Annotated in this window: 16 protein-coding genes; 14 read left to right on the top strand and 2 right to left on the bottom strand. The window is 62.5% G+C overall.

Annotated features, from left to right (window positions below):
- Positions 1-122 precede the first annotated feature (122 nt).
- From ACTD9P_RS02875 to ACTD9P_RS02825, 11 genes are all read left to right on the top strand, one after another.
- A complete protein-coding gene (locus tag ACTD9P_RS02875; RefSeq protein WP_438866606.1) occupies positions 123-881 on the top strand; it encodes a class II aldolase/adducin family protein in 759 nt (252 codons plus the stop codon).
- 41 nt (positions 882-922) lie between these two features.
- Positions 923-1,561: a transcriptional regulator BetI gene (gene betI, locus ACTD9P_RS02870; RefSeq protein WP_438866605.1), complete on the top strand. Its 639-nt coding sequence runs from the start codon at positions 923-925 to the stop codon at positions 1,559-1,561.
- A gap of 150 nt (positions 1,562-1,711) precedes the next feature.
- Positions 1,712-2,503 (top strand): enoyl-CoA hydratase/isomerase family protein, encoded by a 792-nt coding sequence (locus ACTD9P_RS02865; RefSeq protein WP_438866604.1) that lies wholly within the window; start codon positions 1,712-1,714, stop codon positions 2,501-2,503.
- 31 nt (positions 2,504-2,534) lie between these two features.
- A complete protein-coding gene (locus ACTD9P_RS02860; protein WP_438866603.1) occupies positions 2,535-3,695 on the top strand; it encodes an acyl-CoA dehydrogenase family protein in 1,161 nt (386 codons plus the stop codon).
- Positions 3,696-3,713: 18 nt separating this feature from the next.
- Positions 3,714-5,822, top strand: coding sequence for an acetate--CoA ligase family protein (locus tag ACTD9P_RS02855; protein ID WP_438866602.1), 2,109 nt, complete (start codon positions 3,714-3,716; stop codon positions 5,820-5,822).
- A complete protein-coding gene (locus tag ACTD9P_RS02850; protein WP_438866601.1) occupies positions 5,812-7,419 on the top strand; it encodes a 5-guanidino-2-oxopentanoate decarboxylase in 1,608 nt (535 codons plus the stop codon). The genes ACTD9P_RS02855 and ACTD9P_RS02850 overlap by 11 nt, the downstream gene beginning before the upstream one ends.
- A gap of 19 nt (positions 7,420-7,438) precedes the next feature.
- Positions 7,439-9,025 carry an ABC transporter substrate-binding protein gene (locus ACTD9P_RS02845; RefSeq protein ID WP_438866600.1) on the top strand — a complete coding sequence of 529 codons (1,587 nt, stop codon included), beginning with the start codon at positions 7,439-7,441 and terminating at the stop codon, positions 9,023-9,025.
- A 166-nt stretch (positions 9,026-9,191) separates the two neighbouring features.
- On the top strand, positions 9,192-10,151 hold the full coding sequence (locus ACTD9P_RS02840; RefSeq protein WP_438866599.1) for an ABC transporter permease: 960 nt from the start codon (positions 9,192-9,194) through the stop codon (positions 10,149-10,151).
- A 3-nt stretch (positions 10,152-10,154) separates the two neighbouring features.
- Positions 10,155-10,982: an ABC transporter permease gene (locus ACTD9P_RS02835; RefSeq protein ID WP_438866598.1), complete on the top strand. Its 828-nt coding sequence runs from the start codon at positions 10,155-10,157 to the stop codon at positions 10,980-10,982.
- Positions 10,983-10,984: 2 nt separating this feature from the next.
- Positions 10,985-12,604, top strand: a complete 1,620-nt coding sequence (locus ACTD9P_RS02830; protein ID WP_438866597.1) for an ABC transporter ATP-binding protein — start codon at positions 10,985-10,987, stop codon at positions 12,602-12,604.
- Positions 12,605-12,613: 9 nt separating this feature from the next.
- Positions 12,614-13,315 carry an NAD(P)H-dependent oxidoreductase gene (locus tag ACTD9P_RS02825; RefSeq protein WP_438866596.1) on the top strand — a complete coding sequence of 234 codons (702 nt, stop codon included), beginning with the start codon at positions 12,614-12,616 and terminating at the stop codon, positions 13,313-13,315.
- 122 nt (positions 13,316-13,437) lie between these two features.
- On the opposite strand, the gene ACTD9P_RS02820 is transcribed toward ACTD9P_RS02825, so the two are convergent.
- The gene (locus ACTD9P_RS02820; protein WP_438866595.1) at positions 13,438-14,517 is read right to left on the bottom strand and encodes a 3-deoxy-7-phosphoheptulonate synthase; all 1,080 of its coding nucleotides are present in this window, start codon (positions 14,515-14,517) and stop codon (positions 13,438-13,440) included.
- A gap of 618 nt (positions 14,518-15,135) precedes the next feature.
- Here ACTD9P_RS02820 and ACTD9P_RS02815 point away from each other — a divergent pair.
- Positions 15,136-15,885 carry a carbon-nitrogen hydrolase family protein gene (locus ACTD9P_RS02815; protein ID WP_438866594.1) on the top strand — a complete coding sequence of 250 codons (750 nt, stop codon included), beginning with the start codon at positions 15,136-15,138 and terminating at the stop codon, positions 15,883-15,885.
- A gap of 1 nt (position 15,886) precedes the next feature.
- Positions 15,887-16,333: a GNAT family N-acetyltransferase gene (locus ACTD9P_RS02810; protein ID WP_219268416.1), complete on the top strand. Its 447-nt coding sequence runs from the start codon at positions 15,887-15,889 to the stop codon at positions 16,331-16,333.
- A gap of 35 nt (positions 16,334-16,368) precedes the next feature.
- Here ACTD9P_RS02810 and ACTD9P_RS02805 read toward each other — a convergent pair whose 3' ends face one another.
- Complete coding sequence (locus ACTD9P_RS02805; RefSeq protein ID WP_438866593.1) at positions 16,369-16,608, bottom strand: DNA-binding protein; 240 nt, start codon at positions 16,606-16,608, stop codon at positions 16,369-16,371.
- A gap of 81 nt (positions 16,609-16,689) precedes the next feature.
- Between ACTD9P_RS02805 and ACTD9P_RS02800 the strand changes: the two genes are divergently transcribed.
- Positions 16,690-17,055, top strand: a complete 366-nt coding sequence (locus tag ACTD9P_RS02800; protein WP_438866592.1) for a helix-turn-helix domain-containing protein — start codon at positions 16,690-16,692, stop codon at positions 17,053-17,055.
- Positions 17,056-17,072 lie beyond the last annotated feature (17 nt).

Genomic DNA, 17,072 nt, shown 5'->3' with positions numbered 1-17,072 from the left:
CTCCAGGCGCTGTTATTGTTATTTTTCTAGTAAGAGGCGAGCGCCAGTAAAAAATCAACTTGTTTTTTTACTGGTGACTGGCTTAGCGTCGCCCTCACCAATCCCGTGCCTGGAGAATAAAAATGACTCACTCCACCGAGCAGCAACTGCGCGAAGAACTCGCGGCCTGCTATCGATTGATCGCGCACTACCGCATGAGCGATCTGATCTTCACGCATATTTCGGTGCGTATTCCCGGGCCGGAACATCACTTTCTGATCAACCCTTATGGGCTGATGTTCGACGAAATCAGCGCCTCCAACCTGGTCAAGATCGGCCTGGACGGGCAGGGGGTCGAACCCTCTCCTTATGCCGTCAACCCGGCCGGTTTTGTTATTCACAGCGCCATCCATGGCGCTCGCGAAGACGCCCAGTGCGTACTGCATACCCACACCCGTGCCGGCTGTGCGGTGGCGGCGCTGGAGTGCGGTTTGTTGCCGGTCAACCAGATCTCGATGGAGTTCTACGGCAAGGTGGCCTACCACGACTACGAAGGCGTCGCCCTGGACCTGGGCGAGCAGCGCCGGCTGGTGCAGGACCTCGGCGACAAGCCGGTGCTGATGCTGCGCAACCACGGTTTGTTGACGCTGGGTGAGACGGTCGGTGAGGCGTTTCTGCGCATGTATTACCTGGACAAGGCCTGCGATATTCAGATCGCCGCCCAGGCCTGCGGCAAGCTGATCCTGCCGCCGGCTGAGGTCTGCGCTTACACCGAGCAGCAATTCAATAACCCCAACCGAGCGTTGGAGGAGGGCGAGTTGACCGATGTGAATGCCATGCAACTGGCATGGGCGGCATTGCTGCGGATGCTGGATCGGGTGTCGCCCGGTTACCGCGACTGAGGTAGAGTCGTGCAGCCGACTCAACCGAAGGACACCGCCCCATGACCCAGGAATCGCGTTTCTCCCGTATGGAGCCGCAATTGCGCAAGGCCAACCTGGTCCAGGCAACGCTGACGTGCCTCAAGCGTGACGGTTTCCAGGGCGCTTCGATCCGCAAGATCAGCGCCGAGGCCGGCGTGTCGGTCGGGCTGATCAGCCATCACTATTCGGGCAAGGATGAGCTGGTGGCCGAGGCCTATCGCACCATCACCGCCCAAGTCATGAGCCTGTTGCGCGAGACCATGGCCAAGGCGTCGCCCGAGCCGCGTGAGCGTTTGTCGGCGCTGTTTCGAGGCTCTTTTTCGGCGGAACTGCTCGACCCGCAACTGCTGGACGCCTGGCTGGTGTTCTGGGGCGCGGTCAAAACCGCGCCGGCGATCAACCAGGCCCACGAGCATTCCTATGGCGAGTACCGCACCATCATGCGTTCGGCGTTGGCGGACATGGCCAGGAAGGAAGGCTGGGAGCAATTCGATGCGGATTTGGCCGCCATCGGCTTGAGCGCGCTGCTCGATGGGCTGTGGCTGGAGTCGGGGCTCAACCCCGGCACGTTCACGCCGCAGCAGGGCATCCAGATCTGCGAAGCCTGGGTCGACGGCCTGCAAGGCAGCGGTCGCGTGCGCTACCAGCTCAAAGCCTGAGCCTTCCCTTCAGCGCCTGAACGCTCTATTCGGGCGTTTTTTTTCGCCCTGAAAATATTTGCAGTTTGCCGATTGCTTCCTTGCTGAACACTCGTTTAGTATCTCGCCATGTCGCACCCCTCACGCCAATTAAAATAATTCGAGGAAGCCATGACTACCGATTCGCCCGTGCTCACTCAGGTGCAAGCTGGCGTTGCCCGGATCACGCTTAACCGTGGCCCGCAGCGCAATGCACTCGACATCCCGACCCTCAAACACCTGCATGCCGTGCTCGACGCGTTCAACACCGACCCCAGTGTCCGCGTGGTGGTGCTGACCGGCAGTGGCCGCAGTTTCTGCGCCGGTGCCGACCTGGCTGAATGGGCCGACGCCGAGTCCCGTGGCGCTCTGGAAACCTACGGCTGGACCGAAACCGCTCACGCCCTGATGACCCGCCTGCACACCCTCGACAAACCTACGATTGCTGCGATCAACGGCACCGCCGTCGGCGCCGGCATGGACCTGAGCCTGTGCTGCGACCTGCGCATCGCCGCCCAGTCGGCGCGCTTCAAGGCCGGTTACACCAGCATGGCGTATGCGCCGGACGCTGGCGCCAGTTGGCACTTGCCGCGCTTGATCGGCAGCGAGCAAGCCAAGCGCCTGCTGTTCCTCGATGAGCTGTGGAGCGCCGAGCGCGCACTGGCCGCCGGGCTGGTGGGCGAAGTGGTCGCCGATGAACAGTTGCATGCCCACGCAAACGAGCTGGCCACGCGCCTCGCCAACGGGCCGACCTTTGCCTTCGCCCAGACCAAAACCCTGATCCGCGAAGGCGCCGGGCGCAGCCTGCCTGAACAGCTTGAGGCTGAACTGGCCGCCGGGCTGTTGTGCGGGCGCAGCGACGACGGCGCCGAAGCGCTGCGTGCCTCGATGGAAAAACGCCTGCCGGTTTTCTCCGGTCGCTAAGCCCACACAGGAAGCCCACACAGGTAGCGCCATGAATTTCCAACTCAGCCAAGAACAAGACATGTTGGTGGACGCCGTACGCAGTTTTGTTGCCAGGGAATTGCTGCCCCATGAGGGCGCGGTGGACCGTGCCGACGCGGTCTCGCCCGAGCTTGCCGCGCAGATTCGCGACAAGGCTGTCGCGGCCGGCTTCTATGCCTTCAACATGCCCGAAGAGGTGGGCGGTGGTGGCCTGGATTACCTGTCCCAGGCGCTGATCGAGCGTGAGCTGTCCAAAGTCTCGTGGGCGCTGCATGTGTTTGTCGCGCGCCCGTCGAAGATCCTCATGGCCTGCACCGGCGCGCAGGTCGAGGACTACCTGTTGCCGTGCGTGCAAGGCAAGAAAATCGACTGTTTTGCGCTGACCGAACCCGGCGCCGGCTCGGATGCCAATGCGATCAAGACCCGCGCCGTGCGCAGTGGCGATGACTTCGTCATCAACGGCAGCAAGCACTTCATCAGCCACGCCGGCCACGCCGATTTTGCCATCGTGTTTGCCGTCACCGACACCTACGAACACAACGGCCGCCAGCGCAATGCGGTGACCTCATTCCTGGTCGATCGCGGCACGCCCGGAATGACCATCCGCCGTGGCCCCAAGTGTGTGAGCAACCGCGGTTATCACACCTATGAAATGTTCTTCGACGACTGCCGCGTGCCCGCCTCCAAAGTGCTCGGCGAAGTCGGTAAGGGTTGGGAAGTCGCCAACGCCTGGCTCACCGCTGGCCGGGTGATGGTTGCTGCCAATTGTGTCGGCCAGGCCCAGCGTGCGCTGGATGTATCGCTGCAATGGGCAGCGGACCGAAAGCAGTTCGGCCAGCCGATCGGCACCTATCAGGGCGTGAGTTTCAAGCTGGCCGACATGGCCACGCAGATTCGCGCCGCCGAGCTTTTGACCCTGCACACCGCCTGGAAGATGGACCAGGGCAGCATGACCGACGGCGAGGCCGGCATGGCCAAGCTGTTTGCCAGTGAAACCCTGGGCAAGGTGGCCGATGAAGCCGTGCAGATCTTCGGTGGCATGGGCTTGATGGACGAGGGGCCGGTGGAGCGCATCTGGCGTAACGCGCGGATCGAACGGATCTGGGAAGGCACCTCGGAAATCCAGCGGCACATTATTGCCCGTGAACTGTTGCGGCCGTTGTTGCGCTGATCGGCGCGGAGAACGCTTATGTCCCAGGCTATTCGCGACAACCTCAAGCGCCTGCTGGCGCCCCGGCACTTGGCTTTTGTCGGCGGGCGCAGCATGGCCCGTGCCCTCAAGCGCTGCGCCGACGGCGGTTTTGCCGGGCAGATGTGGCTGGTCAACCCGCAGCATGACAGCCTCGACGGCATCCCCTGTGTCCATCGGGTTGCCGATTTGCCTTACGGCCCGGATGCGGTGTTTATCGCGACTAACCGTGAGCTGACCCTGGCCTGCGTTGCCGAACTCGCCGCCATCGGCACCGGCGGCGCCATTTGTTATGCCTCCGGGTTTGCCGAAACCGGTGCCAATGGTGCGGCCTTGCAACAGCAGCTTATTTCAGCGGCGGGCGACATGGCCTTGCTCGGCCCCAACTGCTACGGCCTGCTGGACTACTTGCACAGCGCCGCGCTGTGGCCGGTGGCCCACGGCGGCAAGGCGGTAGAGAAGGGCGTGGCGGTGCTCACCCAGAGCGGCAACTTCGCCTACAACCTGTCGATGAGCGACCGCTCGCTGCCCATTGCTTATATGGCGTCGGTGGGCAACCAGGCGCAGTTGGGGGTTGCCGAGTTGATGGACGTGCTGCTCGATGAGCCGCGCGTGACCGCCATCGGCCTGCACCTGGAAGGCTTGAAGAATGTGCCGGGGTTTGCCCGCGCGGCGCACAAGGCGCTGGAAAAAGGCATCCCGATTATCGCGCTGAAAACCGGTGTGTCGCAGATCGGCGCCGAGTTGGCCTTGAGTCACACCAGTTCGCTGTCCGGTTCCGATGCGCTGTACGACAGCCTGTTTGCGCGGCTGGGCGTGATCCGCGTGAGCGGACCGGTGAGTTTTGTCGAAACCTTGAAAGCCGCGGCCTGCGGCAATCTACCTGGCGGCAATTGCCTGATCGCACTGGCCTGTTCCGGTGGCGACGCGGGGCTGATTGCCGACTACGCCGAGCGCAACCAACTGGCTTTGCCGAAGCTCGACCAAGGCCAGCGTGCCGAGCTGGCGCAGGTGCTGCCCAGCTACGCCAACCTGGTCAACCCTTTGGACTTTACCACCGCCATCTGGGGCGACCGTGAAGCGCTCGAGCGCATGCTCGAGACGGCCCTGCGCACCGACGCCGATGCGGCGATGCTGGTGCTGGATTACCCGGCTGAATTCACCGGCGAGCGCAAGGAGTGCGACCTGTTGCTGGAGCTGTTTTGCGCTGCGCTCAGTCGCCATGGCAAAACCGGTTTTGTCACCTCGGCCTTTCCTGAATTACTCCCGGCCCATGCCCGCGAACGCCTGCATGCGCACGGCATTGCCGCGCTGCAAGGCGTGGAAGATGCACTCGCTGCCTGGGGGCGGATCGCCGACTATCAAAACCATCGTCGTGTGTTGCTGGAGCGGGGCGAGTCGATCCTTGCCCCGCTGTGCCCTCAGCCTCTTGCGGGCCATGGCCTGGCGCTGGATGAATGGGCGTCCAAACAGGCCTTGCGCGCCTTTGGCTTGAGCACGCCTGCGGCGGTGCTGAGCACTCCAGGGCGCGCGATCGCCGACGCCAAACTGTTGGGCTACCCGTTGGTGCTCAAGGCCGTCAGCGCCGACCTGCCGCATAAAACCGAAGCCGGGGCCGTAGCGCTGAACCTGCAGGATGGCTTCGCCCTGACCGCCGCGATTGTGCAAATGCGCGGGCAAATCGCTGCGTATGCGCCGGGCGTGGTCTTCGATCAATTGCTGCTGGAGGCCATGGCTACCAAGCCCTTGGCCGAGTTGATCGTGGGCATAAAGCGTGAAAACGACTTCGGCCTCGCCCTGGTGATTGGCGCCGGTGGCATCCTCGTGGAGTTGCTCAAAGACAGCCGCAGCCTGCTGCTACCCACCACCGATGAGGCGATTCGCAACGCCGTGCTCAGCCTGCGCAGTGCGGCCTTGCTGCAAGGTTTTCGCGGCCGTGAAGTGGCGGATATGGATGCGCTGGTGGCGGCCATTCGCGCTGTGGCCGATTACGCCTGCGCCAACGCCGGGCAGTTGCTGGAGCTGGATGTGAACCCATTGCTGGTCAGTGCCCACGGCACGCTGGCGGTGGATGCATTGATTCGCCTAGGAGATGAACATGCAAGATAAGACCCTGACCGGCGGCCAGGCCCTGGTGCGGTTGCTGGCCAACTATGGCGTCGACACCGTGTTCGGCATTCCCGGCGTACATACCCTGGAGCTGTATCGCGGCTTGCCCGGCAGCGGCATTCGCCATGTGCTGACGCGCCACGAGCAGGGCGCCGGTTTTATGGCCGACGGCTATGCACGGGTCAGCGGCAAGCCGGGCGTGTGTTTTGTGATCACCGGGCCTGGCGTCACCAACGCCGCAACCGCGATTGGCCAGGCCTACGCCGACTCGATCCCGATGCTGGTGATCTCCAGCGTCAACCCCACCGCCAGCCTCGGCAAAGGCTGGGGCAGCCTGCACGAAACCCAGGACCAGCGCGCAATCACAGCGCCCATTACCGCGTTTTCGGCGGTAGCCTTGAGTGCCGAGGATTTGCCCGAGTTGATCGCCCGCGCTTATGCGGTGTTCGACAGCGAGCGGCCACGGCCGGTGCATATTTCGGTGCCGCTGGATGTGTTGGCAGCGCCGATCAAGCGTGACTGGAGCCATGAGGTCGTGCGCCGCCCAGGACGCGGCCTGCCATCGGCCGAGGCGCTTGAGCAGGCCGTGGCCAAGCTCGCGGTGGCCCAGCGGCCCATGATCATTGCCGGTGGTGGCGCGCTGGCGGCGGGAGAGGCGTTGCAACGCTTGAGCACGCTGTTGGCGGCACCGTTTTTCAGCAGCGTGGCCGGCAAGGGCTTGCTGGCGATCAATGACCCGCTCAATGCCGGTGCCACCCTGTGCGTGGAACCCGGTTGGCAGTTGATCAGCCAGGCGGATGTGGTGCTGGCCGTCGGCACGGAAATGGCCGATACCGATTACTGGCGCGAACGCTTGCCCATCACCGGGGAACTGCTGCGCATCGATATCGACCCACGCAAGTTCAACGATTTCTACCCTTGCGCCGTGGCGCTCAAAGGCGATGCCCAACAGACCTTGCTGGCCTTGCTCGAAGGTTTGCCGCCTGCTCCGCGCAACGCCGGTGCGGCACGCCAACAGGTCGCGACATTACTTGAGGCGGTCGAGCTGGGGCACGGCCCTTTGCAGTCCATTCACCAAGCCATTCTTGACCGTATCGAGGCCGAGCTGCCTGCTAACGCGTTTATCAGCAGCGACATGACCCAGCTGGCCTACACCGGCAACTACGCCTACCGCAGTCGCGCCCCGCGCAGTTGGCTGCACCCCACCGGCTACGGCACCTTGGGCTATGGCTTGCCTGCCGGCATTGGCGCCAAGTTCGGCGCGCCGCTGCGTCCGGGGCTGGTGCTGGTGGGCGATGGCGGCTTTCTCTACACCGCCCAGGAACTGGCCACCGCCGTCGAAGAGCTGGACAGCCCATTGGTGGTGCTGCTGTGGAACAACGACGCCCTCGGCCAGATCCGCGACGACATGCTCAGCCTGGACATCGAGCCCATCGGCGTGCTGCCACGCAACCCGGACTTTGCGCTGTTCGCCCAGGCGTTCGGCTGCACCGTGAACCAGCCCAACAACCTGGATGAGTTGCAGACGGACTTGCGCAACGGTTTCAAACGCAACGGCGTGACCTTGATCGAGCTCAAACATGCCTGTGCCTGTTGACCTTTAGAGGAGCAAGACCATGAGCGAAAACAACAACAAAATGACTCAAGCAATGCACCGACGGGACTTCCTCAAACACAGCGCCGTGGCAGGTGCGGTGGCGGCGGCGTTGTCCATGGGCCTGCCGCTGCACGCGTTTGCCGAAGAGGCAACCCCCAAAGCCGGCGGCGTGCTGCGCCTGGGCCTGGCCGGCGGCAGCACCACCGATTCGCGCGACCCCGGCTCCTGGGTCGACACCTTTACCTTCGTCGGCTTCTCGGCGGTGTACAACACGTTGACTGAAATCGCCGTGGATGGCAGCGCGATCCCGGAACTGGCCGAACGCTTTGAGTCCACGCCGGATGCGCGCGTGTGGACCTTTCACTTGCGCCAGGGCGTGACCTTCCACAACGGCAAAAGCCTCAGCGCCGACGACGTGGTGGCGTCGATCAACCATCACTTGAGCAAAGACTCCACCTCAGCGGCCAAGACCGTGCTTGGCGACGTCGCCAGTGTCAGCGCCAAGGGCAGCGACGCGGTGGTGTTCGAACTGCATTCCGGCAATGCCGACTTCGCCTATGTGGTCGCCGATTACCATTTGGTGATCATGCCCGCCAAGGACGGCGCCGCCGATTGGCAGGCCGGTGTGGGCACCAGCGGTTACCGCCTGAAAAGCTTCGAGCCGGGCGTGCGCATGGACCTGGAACGCAACCCCGATTACTGGAAACCCGGCCGCGCGCACTTCGCCAGCGCAGAACTGCTGGCCATCGCCGACGGCGCGGCGCGGGTCAATGCGCTGGTGACCGGGCAAGTGGACGTGATCAACAAGGTCGACCTGAAAACCGTGGCCTTGCTCAAGCGCAACCCGAGCCTTGTGATTGAAGAAACCAAGGGCGCCCAGCACTACACCTTCCCGATGCTGTGCGACAGCAATGAGTTCAAGAACAACGACATCCGCATGGCGATGAAGCACGCGATCAACCGCGAAACCTTGCTGGCTTCGGTGTTGCACGGTTACGGCCTGGTCGGCAATGACCACCCGATCCAGCCCGGCAGCCGCTTTATCAACGCGGCGCTGGAGCAGCGCGCTTACGACCCGGACAAGTCACGCTTTTATCTGCGCAAAGCCGGTGTGGAGTCACTCAAGGTGCGCCTGCAAGCCTCCGATGCCGCCTACACCGGTGCGGTGGACGCCTCGGTGCTGTTCAAGGAGCAGGCGCGTCAGGCCGGCATTGACATCGACGTGGTGCGCGAACCGGCCGACGGGTTCTTTTCCAATGTGTGGATGAAGCAGCCATTCACCACCTCGTTCTGGTACAGCAGCCTGACCGCCGACCGCATGTTCAGCATCGGCTATGCCAAGGGCGCGGCCTGGAACGAAACCCATTGGGACAACCCACGCTTCAACCAACTGCTCACCGCCGCCCGTGGCGAGATGAACGCGCCGCTGCGCCAAGAGATGTACAACGAAATGCAGGCCCTGTGCCGCGATGACGGCGGCGCGATTGTGCCGCTGTTCGCCAGCTCCGTGGCGGCGCGCTCGAACCGCGTGAGTCATGGGCCGCTGACGGCACCGTATGGCGAGCTGGATGGGTTGCGGTTGATTGAGCGGTGGTGGCAGGCATGAAAATTTCAGAAACGCCGCAAATCAAAATGTGGGAGCGGGCTTGCTCGCGAATGCGCTTGATCAGTCTGTATTTGTGTTGACTGACACGCCGCATTCGCGAGCAAGCCCGCTCCCACATTGGTCGTGTGTGGCCTTCAGGAAAATGCCCAGCCCATGGGAACCGAATATGAATAGTCTGTTGAAACTGGTCCTTCAGAGATTGGCCCTCGGCGTTCTGTCGCTGTTCGCCGTCTCGGTGATCATCTTCCTGGCCGTCGGCCTGCTGCCCGGCGATATCGCCCAGGCCATGCTCGGGCAGTCCGCCACGCCGGAAACCATCGCCGCGTTTCGCGCGCAGCTGGGCCTGGATTTGCCGCCGCTGACGCGCTTTGCGCACTGGCTGCTGCGCCTGTTACAGGGGGATCTGGGCGCGTCACTGGCCAACCAGCGGCCCATCGCTGAGCTGATCGGTGCGCGCCTGGGCAACACGCTGAGCCTGGCCGCCCTGGCGGCGTTGGTGTCGGTGCCCACCGCACTGGTGCTGGGCATGCTCGCGGCGTTGTACCGCAACTGCTGGTTCGATCGCCTGCTCAACACCACAGCATTGAGCGCGGTGTCATTCCCGGAGTTCTTTGTCGCGTACCTGCTGATCCTGGTGTTCTCGGTGAAGCTCGGCTGGTTTCCCAGCCTGTCCAACCTGGCGCCGGACGCCACGTTCGGCACGCTCCTGGAGCGCTCGGTGCTGCCGGTGGCCACCCTGAGTCTGGTGGTGATCGCGCAGATGATGCGCATGACCCGCGCCTCCTTGATCAACCTGTTGGCCAGCCCGTATATCGAGATGGCCCGGCTCAAGGGCATCAGCCAATCGCGGATTATCTGGAAGCACGCGCTGCCCAACGCGCTGGCGCCAATCGTCAATGTGGTGGCGCTGAACCTCGCGTACCTGGTGGTTGGGGTGGTGGTGGTCGAGGTGGTGTTTGTCTATCCAGGTCTCGGCCAGTTGCTGGTGGACTCGGTGTCCAAGCGCGACATCCCGGTGGTGCAGGCGTGCAGCCTGATTTTTGCCGCCACCTACATCCTGCTCAATACCGGGGCTGACGTGCTGTCCATCGCCAGCAACCCACGCCTGATGCATCCCAAGGGGTAAGCCATGAGCCTGTTGAGCCAAGTGGCCCGGGCGCCGTTGAGCGCCAAGTTCGGCCTGCTGATTATTCTGTTATACGTCGCGGTGGCGCTGTTGGCGCCGCTGCTGGCGCCCTATGGCGAAACCCAGGTGGTGGGCGAAAGCTTCGCGCCCTGGAGCGGCCAGTTTCTGCTGGGCACCGATAACCTGGGGCGCGACATGTTCAGCCGCCTGGTGTACGGCGCGCGCAATACCTTGGGGATTGCCTTTCTGACGACCACGCTGGCGTTTCTGCTCGGAGGCTTGAGCGGTTTGGTCGCGGCGATCAAGGGCGGCTGGGTCGACCAGGGGTTGTCGCGGGTGGTGGATATCCTCATGGCGATCCCGCAGCTGATTTTTGCCTTGTTGATTCTCAGCGTGGTCGGCACCAACGCCACCTCGCTGGTGCTGGTGATTGCGCTGCTGGATTCGACGCGGGTGTTTCGCTTGGCCCGCGCGGTGGCCATGACTGTGGTGGTGCAGGATTTTGTCGAAGCCGCCCGCCTGCGCGGCGAAGGCTTATGGTGGCTGGTCACCCGCGAAGTGTTGCCCAACGCTGCCGCGCCGCTGATTGCCGAGTTCGGCCTGCGTTTTTGCTTTGTGTTCCTGTTTATCAGCGCACTGTCGTTCCTTGGCCTGGGCATCCAACCGCCTACCGCCGATTGGGGCAGCATGGTGCGCGACAACGCGGTGCTGATCACCTTCGGCGATATCAGCCCATTGCTGCCGGCGTTGGCGGTGGCGTTGATCACCGTCAGTGTGAATTTTGTCGTCGACTGGATGCTGCATAAATCCAGCGGCCTGAAGGAGTGTTGAGGATGGACAGGCCACTGCTGGAAATCCGCAACTTGCAGGTGGAAGGGCATTACGAGGATGCCTGGCACCCATTGATCAAGGGCATCGACCTGACTTTGCAGCGCGGTGAGGTGTTGGGGCTGATCGGTGAGTCCGGAGCGGGTAAATCCACCCTCGGGCTGGCGGCGATGGGCTATGCGCGCGACGGTTGCCGCATCATCGGCGGCTCGGTGTGTTTTGATGGCATTGAGTTGCTGCAAGCCAAGCCCGAGGCCTTGCGCAAGCTGCGCGGCTTGCGCATCGCCTATGTGGCGCAAAGCGCGGCGGCGTCCTTCAACCCGGCGCATCGCCTGATCGACCAGCATGTGGAAACGGCCGTGATCAACGGCGGCATCAGCCGCGCCCAGGCCGAGCGTGAGGCGGTGGAGCTGTTTCGTGTGTTGCGTTTGCCCAACCCCGAAACCATTGGCCAACGCTACCCGCATCAAGTCTCGGGCGGGCAGTTGCAGCGGGTAATGACGGCCATGGCCATGGCCTGCCATCCGGACCTGATTATCTTCGACGAACCCACCACCGCCCTCGACGTCACCACTCAGATCGACGTGCTGGCGGCGATCCGCGACGCGGTGAAGACCTTCGGCAGCGCCGCCTTGTATATCAGCCACGATCTCGCCGTGGTCGCGCAGATGGCCGACCGCATCATGGTGCTGCGCCATGGCAAGTGGGTGGAGGAGGCCGACACTCGCAGCATGCTCAGCCAGCCGCAGCAGGACTACACCAAATCGCTGTGGGCGGTGCGCAGCTTTCGCACCGAGCCCAAGGCGTGCCCGCTGGCGCAGGTGCCGTTGCTGGAGGTGCGCCGGGCCTGCGCCAGCTACGGGCAGCAGCCGGTGCTGCATGAGGTGTCGATGCAGCTGTATCGCGGCCAGACCCTGGCGGTGATCGGCGAGTCCGGGAGTGGCAAAAGCTCCACCGCGCGCGTGATTGCCGGGCTGCTGCCGGCCACGGCGGGGCAGGTGCTGTATGACGGCGAGGCGCTGCCGGTGGATTTTCGACGGCGCAGCAAGGAGCAACTGCGGCGCATCCAGATGATCTACCAGATCCCCGACACGGCGCTGAACCCGCGCCAGCGCATCGTCGACATCATCGGCCGGCCACTCACGTTTTACCTGGGCCTAAAAGGCAAGGCGATGCGTGCACGGGTCGCCGAGTTGCTGGAGATGATTGAGCTGGACCCGGCGCAGTTCATGGAGCGCCAACCCCGTGAATTATCCGGCGGGCAAAAGCAACGTATCTGCATCGCCCGTGCGCTGGCGGCCGACCCTCAGTTGATCATCTGCGATGAAGTCACCTCGGCCCTTGATCAGCTGGTGGCCGAGGGCGTGCTGAAACTGCTCAACCGCCTGCAGCAACAACTGGGTGTGGCTTACCTGTTTATCACTCACGACGTGGCCACCGTGCGCGCGATTGCCGATGAGGTGCTGGTGATGCAGCGGGGCAGGGTGGTGGACCACGGCAGCCGCAGCGCGATTTTTACCCCGCCGTACCAGGCTTACACCGGCCTGTTGTTTTCATCGGAGCCGGAAATGGACCCAGACTGGCTCGACCATTTGCTGGCCCAACGGGCCGCGCCCACTGTTTGAGGAATGCACATGAAGGTGTTGATTGTTCACGCTCACCCTGAGCCTCAGTCGTTTACCGCCGCGCTGCGCGATCAGGCGCTCAGCACATTGCAAAACCAGGGCCACGAAGTGCAGGTCAGCGACCTGTACGCCATGCAGTGGAACCCGGTGGCGTCGGCCGCTGACTTTGCCACGCGGGAGAATCCGGATTATCTGGTGTATGCCCTGGAGCAGCGGCTGGGCGTAAAAAAGCAGTCTATCGCGGCGGACATCCAGGGCGAACTGGACAAGCTGCTGTGGGCCGACCTGCTGATCCTCAACTTCCCGATCTTCTGGTTCTCGGCACCGGCCATGCTCAAGGGCTGGATCGACCGGGTGCTGGTGTCCGGCGTGTGTTACGGCGGCAAGCGTTTTTACGATCAGGGCGGGCTGGCGGGCAAACGCGCGCTGGTCACGGTGACCTTGGGCGGGCGCGAGCATATGTTTGGTGAGGGCGCGATTCACGGGCCATTGGAGGAGATGCTGCGGCCGATTCTGCGCGGCACCCTGGCATATGTCGGGTACGAAGTGCTGGCGCCGTTTGTGGCGTGGCATGTGCCGTATATCAGTGCCGAGGCGCGGCAGGATTTTTTGCTGGGATATGAGCAACGGCTGCAAGGGCTGGCGGATGAGCAGCCCTTGGTGTTTCCGAAGCTGGCGCAGTTTGATGAGGCGTTGTATCCACTCTCTTGAGGCTGGCACAGTCCAAATGTGGGAGCGGGCTTGCTCGCGAAAGCGGTGGGTCAGTCAGAAAACCTGGTACTGACAGACCGCATTCGCGAGCAAGCCCGCTCCCACATTTTGATCTGCATGGATCAGTTGGCTTTGTGCTGTGCCCGCAACCGCTCGGCCGCGCTGCGCAGCAATTGCTCGGTGCCGTTCCAGCCCAGGCAACCATCGGTCACCGACACCCCGTACTTTATCGACGCGCTCAACGGTTGGCAGCCTTCGAACAGGTGGCTTTCGAGCATCATGCCGATCAGCGACGTGTCGCCCTGCAGGCGCTGTTCGAGCACGTCGTTGAACACTGCCGGTTGACGCAGCGGGTCTTTGCCACTGTTGGCGTGGCTGCAATCGACCATGATGCGCGCCGCGACCTTGGACTTGGCCAGGTCGTGTTTCACCTGCGCCACGCTTTGCGCATCGTAGTTCGGCCCACGATGACCGCCGCGCAATACCAGGTGCGTGTCGGGGTTGCCCGGTGTCTGGATGATCGCCGGATGGCCTTGGCTGTCCACCCCGAAGTGGCGATGCGGGTGGGACGCCGAGCGCATCGCATCACAGGCAATCGCGACGCCACCGTCGGTGCCATTTTTGAAGCCGACCGGCATGCCCAGGCCGCTGGCCATTTCGCGGTGGATCTGCGATTCGGTGGTGCGTGCGCCGATGGCGACCCAACTGAGCAGGTCATCGAAGTAGCCGGCGGCCATGGGTTGCAGCAGCTCGGTGGCGACCGGCAAGCCCAGGCGCAACATCTCGCGCATCAGTTCGCGCGACAGCGTAAGGCCGGCGGCCATGTCGTCGCTGCCATCCAGGTGCGGATCGTAGGCCAGACCTTTCCAGCCGACGGTGGTGCGCGGTTTTTCGACGTAGGCGCGAATCACCAGCAGCATCTGGTCGCTGACTTCCAGCGCGAGCTTCTTGAGGTTGCGCGCGTATTCCATGGCCGACTCGGGGTCGTGGATCGAGCACGGGCCGACAATCACCAGCAAACGCGAGTCTTCGCCATTGAGGATGGCGCGCACGGCTTGGCGATGGGCGTGGATCTGTTCATTCAGGAACGGGCTTAGAGGCAGCTGATGCTTTAGCTCAAGAGAGCTGGGCAGGCGCTGGGTCAGGGCCTCATTGGCGCTGGACAGGTTGGCAACAGGCAGTGCAGCGGTGGCAGAGTTCATATTCAAGGCTTCCTGGGCAAGCGGCGGGCTGTTCCCGCACGCTCTGCCCTACTGGGGTGTTCGACAATTGGCCGTATTGGCTACGTGTGTTGGCTTGCCACCAATAGGTGACCGATCGGAGGCGGCAGGCTGTCCCGAACGGAGCTTGCTAAATCGCCATGCAGTCGAAGTGTCGTAACGGTAATAAGCGGCGTAGTTCATGTCGGAGTCCTTTTAGTGTTCGGTGTGAAGCAAAATAATTAGGGCCTGAAAAAACAAAACCCCCGGTCGGGGAGCCGACCGGGGGTTAGATTTCTCTGGTAGGCGACCCCTTGAGTAGTGGGCGCCGATTTCAGGTATCAGGCGCGCCAGTGGCTAAACCAATACCCAAAATAAAAGCTGACCAGTGCGCTCAAACCGCTCACACGGGCAGCCGACACCGAGCGCGGGGCGCTGGCAGCAGGGCAAACCTGAGTGTGGGTGAGTTGCAACATGGTATGTCTCCAAATGATGGGGGGAGCTTACTCGAGGCACGCGGGTGGATTCAATCAGTAATTTCTATGGCGTGACCTACTTACGGCTATGGGGTGAGTGCCGATATGCTGGTAACACATTAATAATGATTGCCAGGACGCGACCATGACTGCCTTGACCCTTGCCGCAGCTCAAACAATATCCCTTGCCGGCGACCTGCCGGCCAACCTCCAGCGGCATTTGGCGTTTATGCAGGCGGCGGCGGAGCGGGGCGTGCAGTTACTGGTGTTTCCTGAACTGTCGTTGACCGGCTATGAGCCAACCCTGGCCGCCCAATTGGCGATTGCACCCGAGGACGCGCTGCTGGCGCCGCTGCGTGAAATGGCGCAGGAACTGCGGTTGACGGCGGTGGTGGGCATGCCGATTCGCCTGGCACCCGAGGCGGGTGTATCGATCGGTGCGCTGGTGCTGGGCGCGGACGGCTCGCTGGCGGTCTATACCAAGCAACATCTGCACCCAGGCGAAGAGCTGGCGTTTGTTGCAGGGCAGGGTGGTGCAGCACTCGAATGGGGGGATGACCGGATTGCACTGTCGGTCTGTGCGGACTTTTCCCACGCCAGTCATCCGCGTCTGGCGGCAGAGGCTGGCGCTACGGTGTACGCCGCCGGTGTGCTGATCAGCGAAGGCGGATACGCGACCGACAGCGCGCTGCTTCAGGGGTACGCCGCCGAGCATCGCATGCTGGTATTGATGGCCAACCATGTTGGCCCGTCCGGCGGTTATACCTGTGCGGGGCGCAGCGCTATCTGGAGCGCTGATGGAACTCTGCTTGCCGACGTACCGGGCACTGGCGAGGCCTTGGTGATTGCCCACCGCAACGGCCAGCACTGGGCTGGCCAAGTGGTAGCCCTCTGAAATGGCTTTTCACCTGCGCGCGGCGACGGACCGCGACCTGCCATTCGCGCGAACGCTGACCCATGAAGCCATGAATCGCTACTACCTGCAGTACGATTTACTGTGGTCTGACCATGGCTTTGACGTCGCCTGGGCTTCGCGGGAAAACTGGCTGATTTGCCAGGATGAAACCGTGATGGGGTTTATCAGCGTAAATCGTGACAGCCAGGCACTCTATATTCGCGAATTACACCTGCTTGAGCGCTCTCGTAAACAGGGCGCTGGCAGTTGGGTATTGCAGCAGATGGTGCTTAAAGCGCGGGCACAGGGCTTGGGCCTTTTACGCTTGACCGTGTTCAAGACCAACCCGGCGAAGCGCCTGTATCAGCGCCAAGGGTTGAGCATTGTCGGGGAGGAGGACTGCTTTTGGCGCATGGAGCGCGAGTGTCGGGCTGGCGCTGTGGACTAAATCAGGCACGCCGTAGGAATAAGCGCATACTGCGCTCAAGACACGCTGCTTGGGTCGCGGTGTTGAGCGTCAGGCTCATCCACGATAATCCCTTCTTTCATGCCCAGCAGGACCGCTACTTTATGGGCTTCCCCACGCCGTCCCTTTTTACGCCCAGCGAGCACTTGATACGTAGTGGCCGGATCAACGCCATGTTCACGTGCGAACGCTTGAACTGACTTTCCTTGATGTTCCAGCCAAGCCTTGGCTTGTGCAGCGGTACGGATTCCGGGCATAGTTCAAAACCGTTCAAGTTTGTGTAAAACGAGATGAGTGTGTCACCTCTTGGGGTGTGCCAGATAGGATCATACATCCAAATGAGTGGAATCGGTTCGCGTTTACGGCAAGAAAGAGAGCGACTTGGCCTGTCGCAGAAAGTTTTTGGTGAAATTGGAGGCGTTGAAGCCAATGCCCAAGGCAAATATGAGAACGGTGGGCGTGCGCCTAAAGCCGACTACCTGTCACGGGTAGCCGCAAAAGGGGTGGACATCCTGTACGTGTTGACCGGCGTTGCCACGCCGATCCAATTGGAAAACCTCAGCCAGATCGAAGAGAAAGTCCTCGGTGATTACCGCGCCATGTTCAAGGAAGACCAGGATGCAATCCGCCGCCTGACATCCACCCTGGCCGAACATTCAGCTGCGTCGAATGGGAAAATCAAACCGCAACCCCAGGATTCCTGACCTTTTACCCAGGAAAA

Origin of the sequence: Pseudomonas onubensis (assembly GCF_965653655.1) — a bacterium.
Taxonomy (GTDB): Bacteria; Pseudomonadota; Gammaproteobacteria; order Pseudomonadales; family Pseudomonadaceae; genus Aquipseudomonas.
The sequence above is the reverse complement of the archived record's forward strand: the minus strand, read 5'-3'. Positions and strand labels throughout refer to the sequence as shown.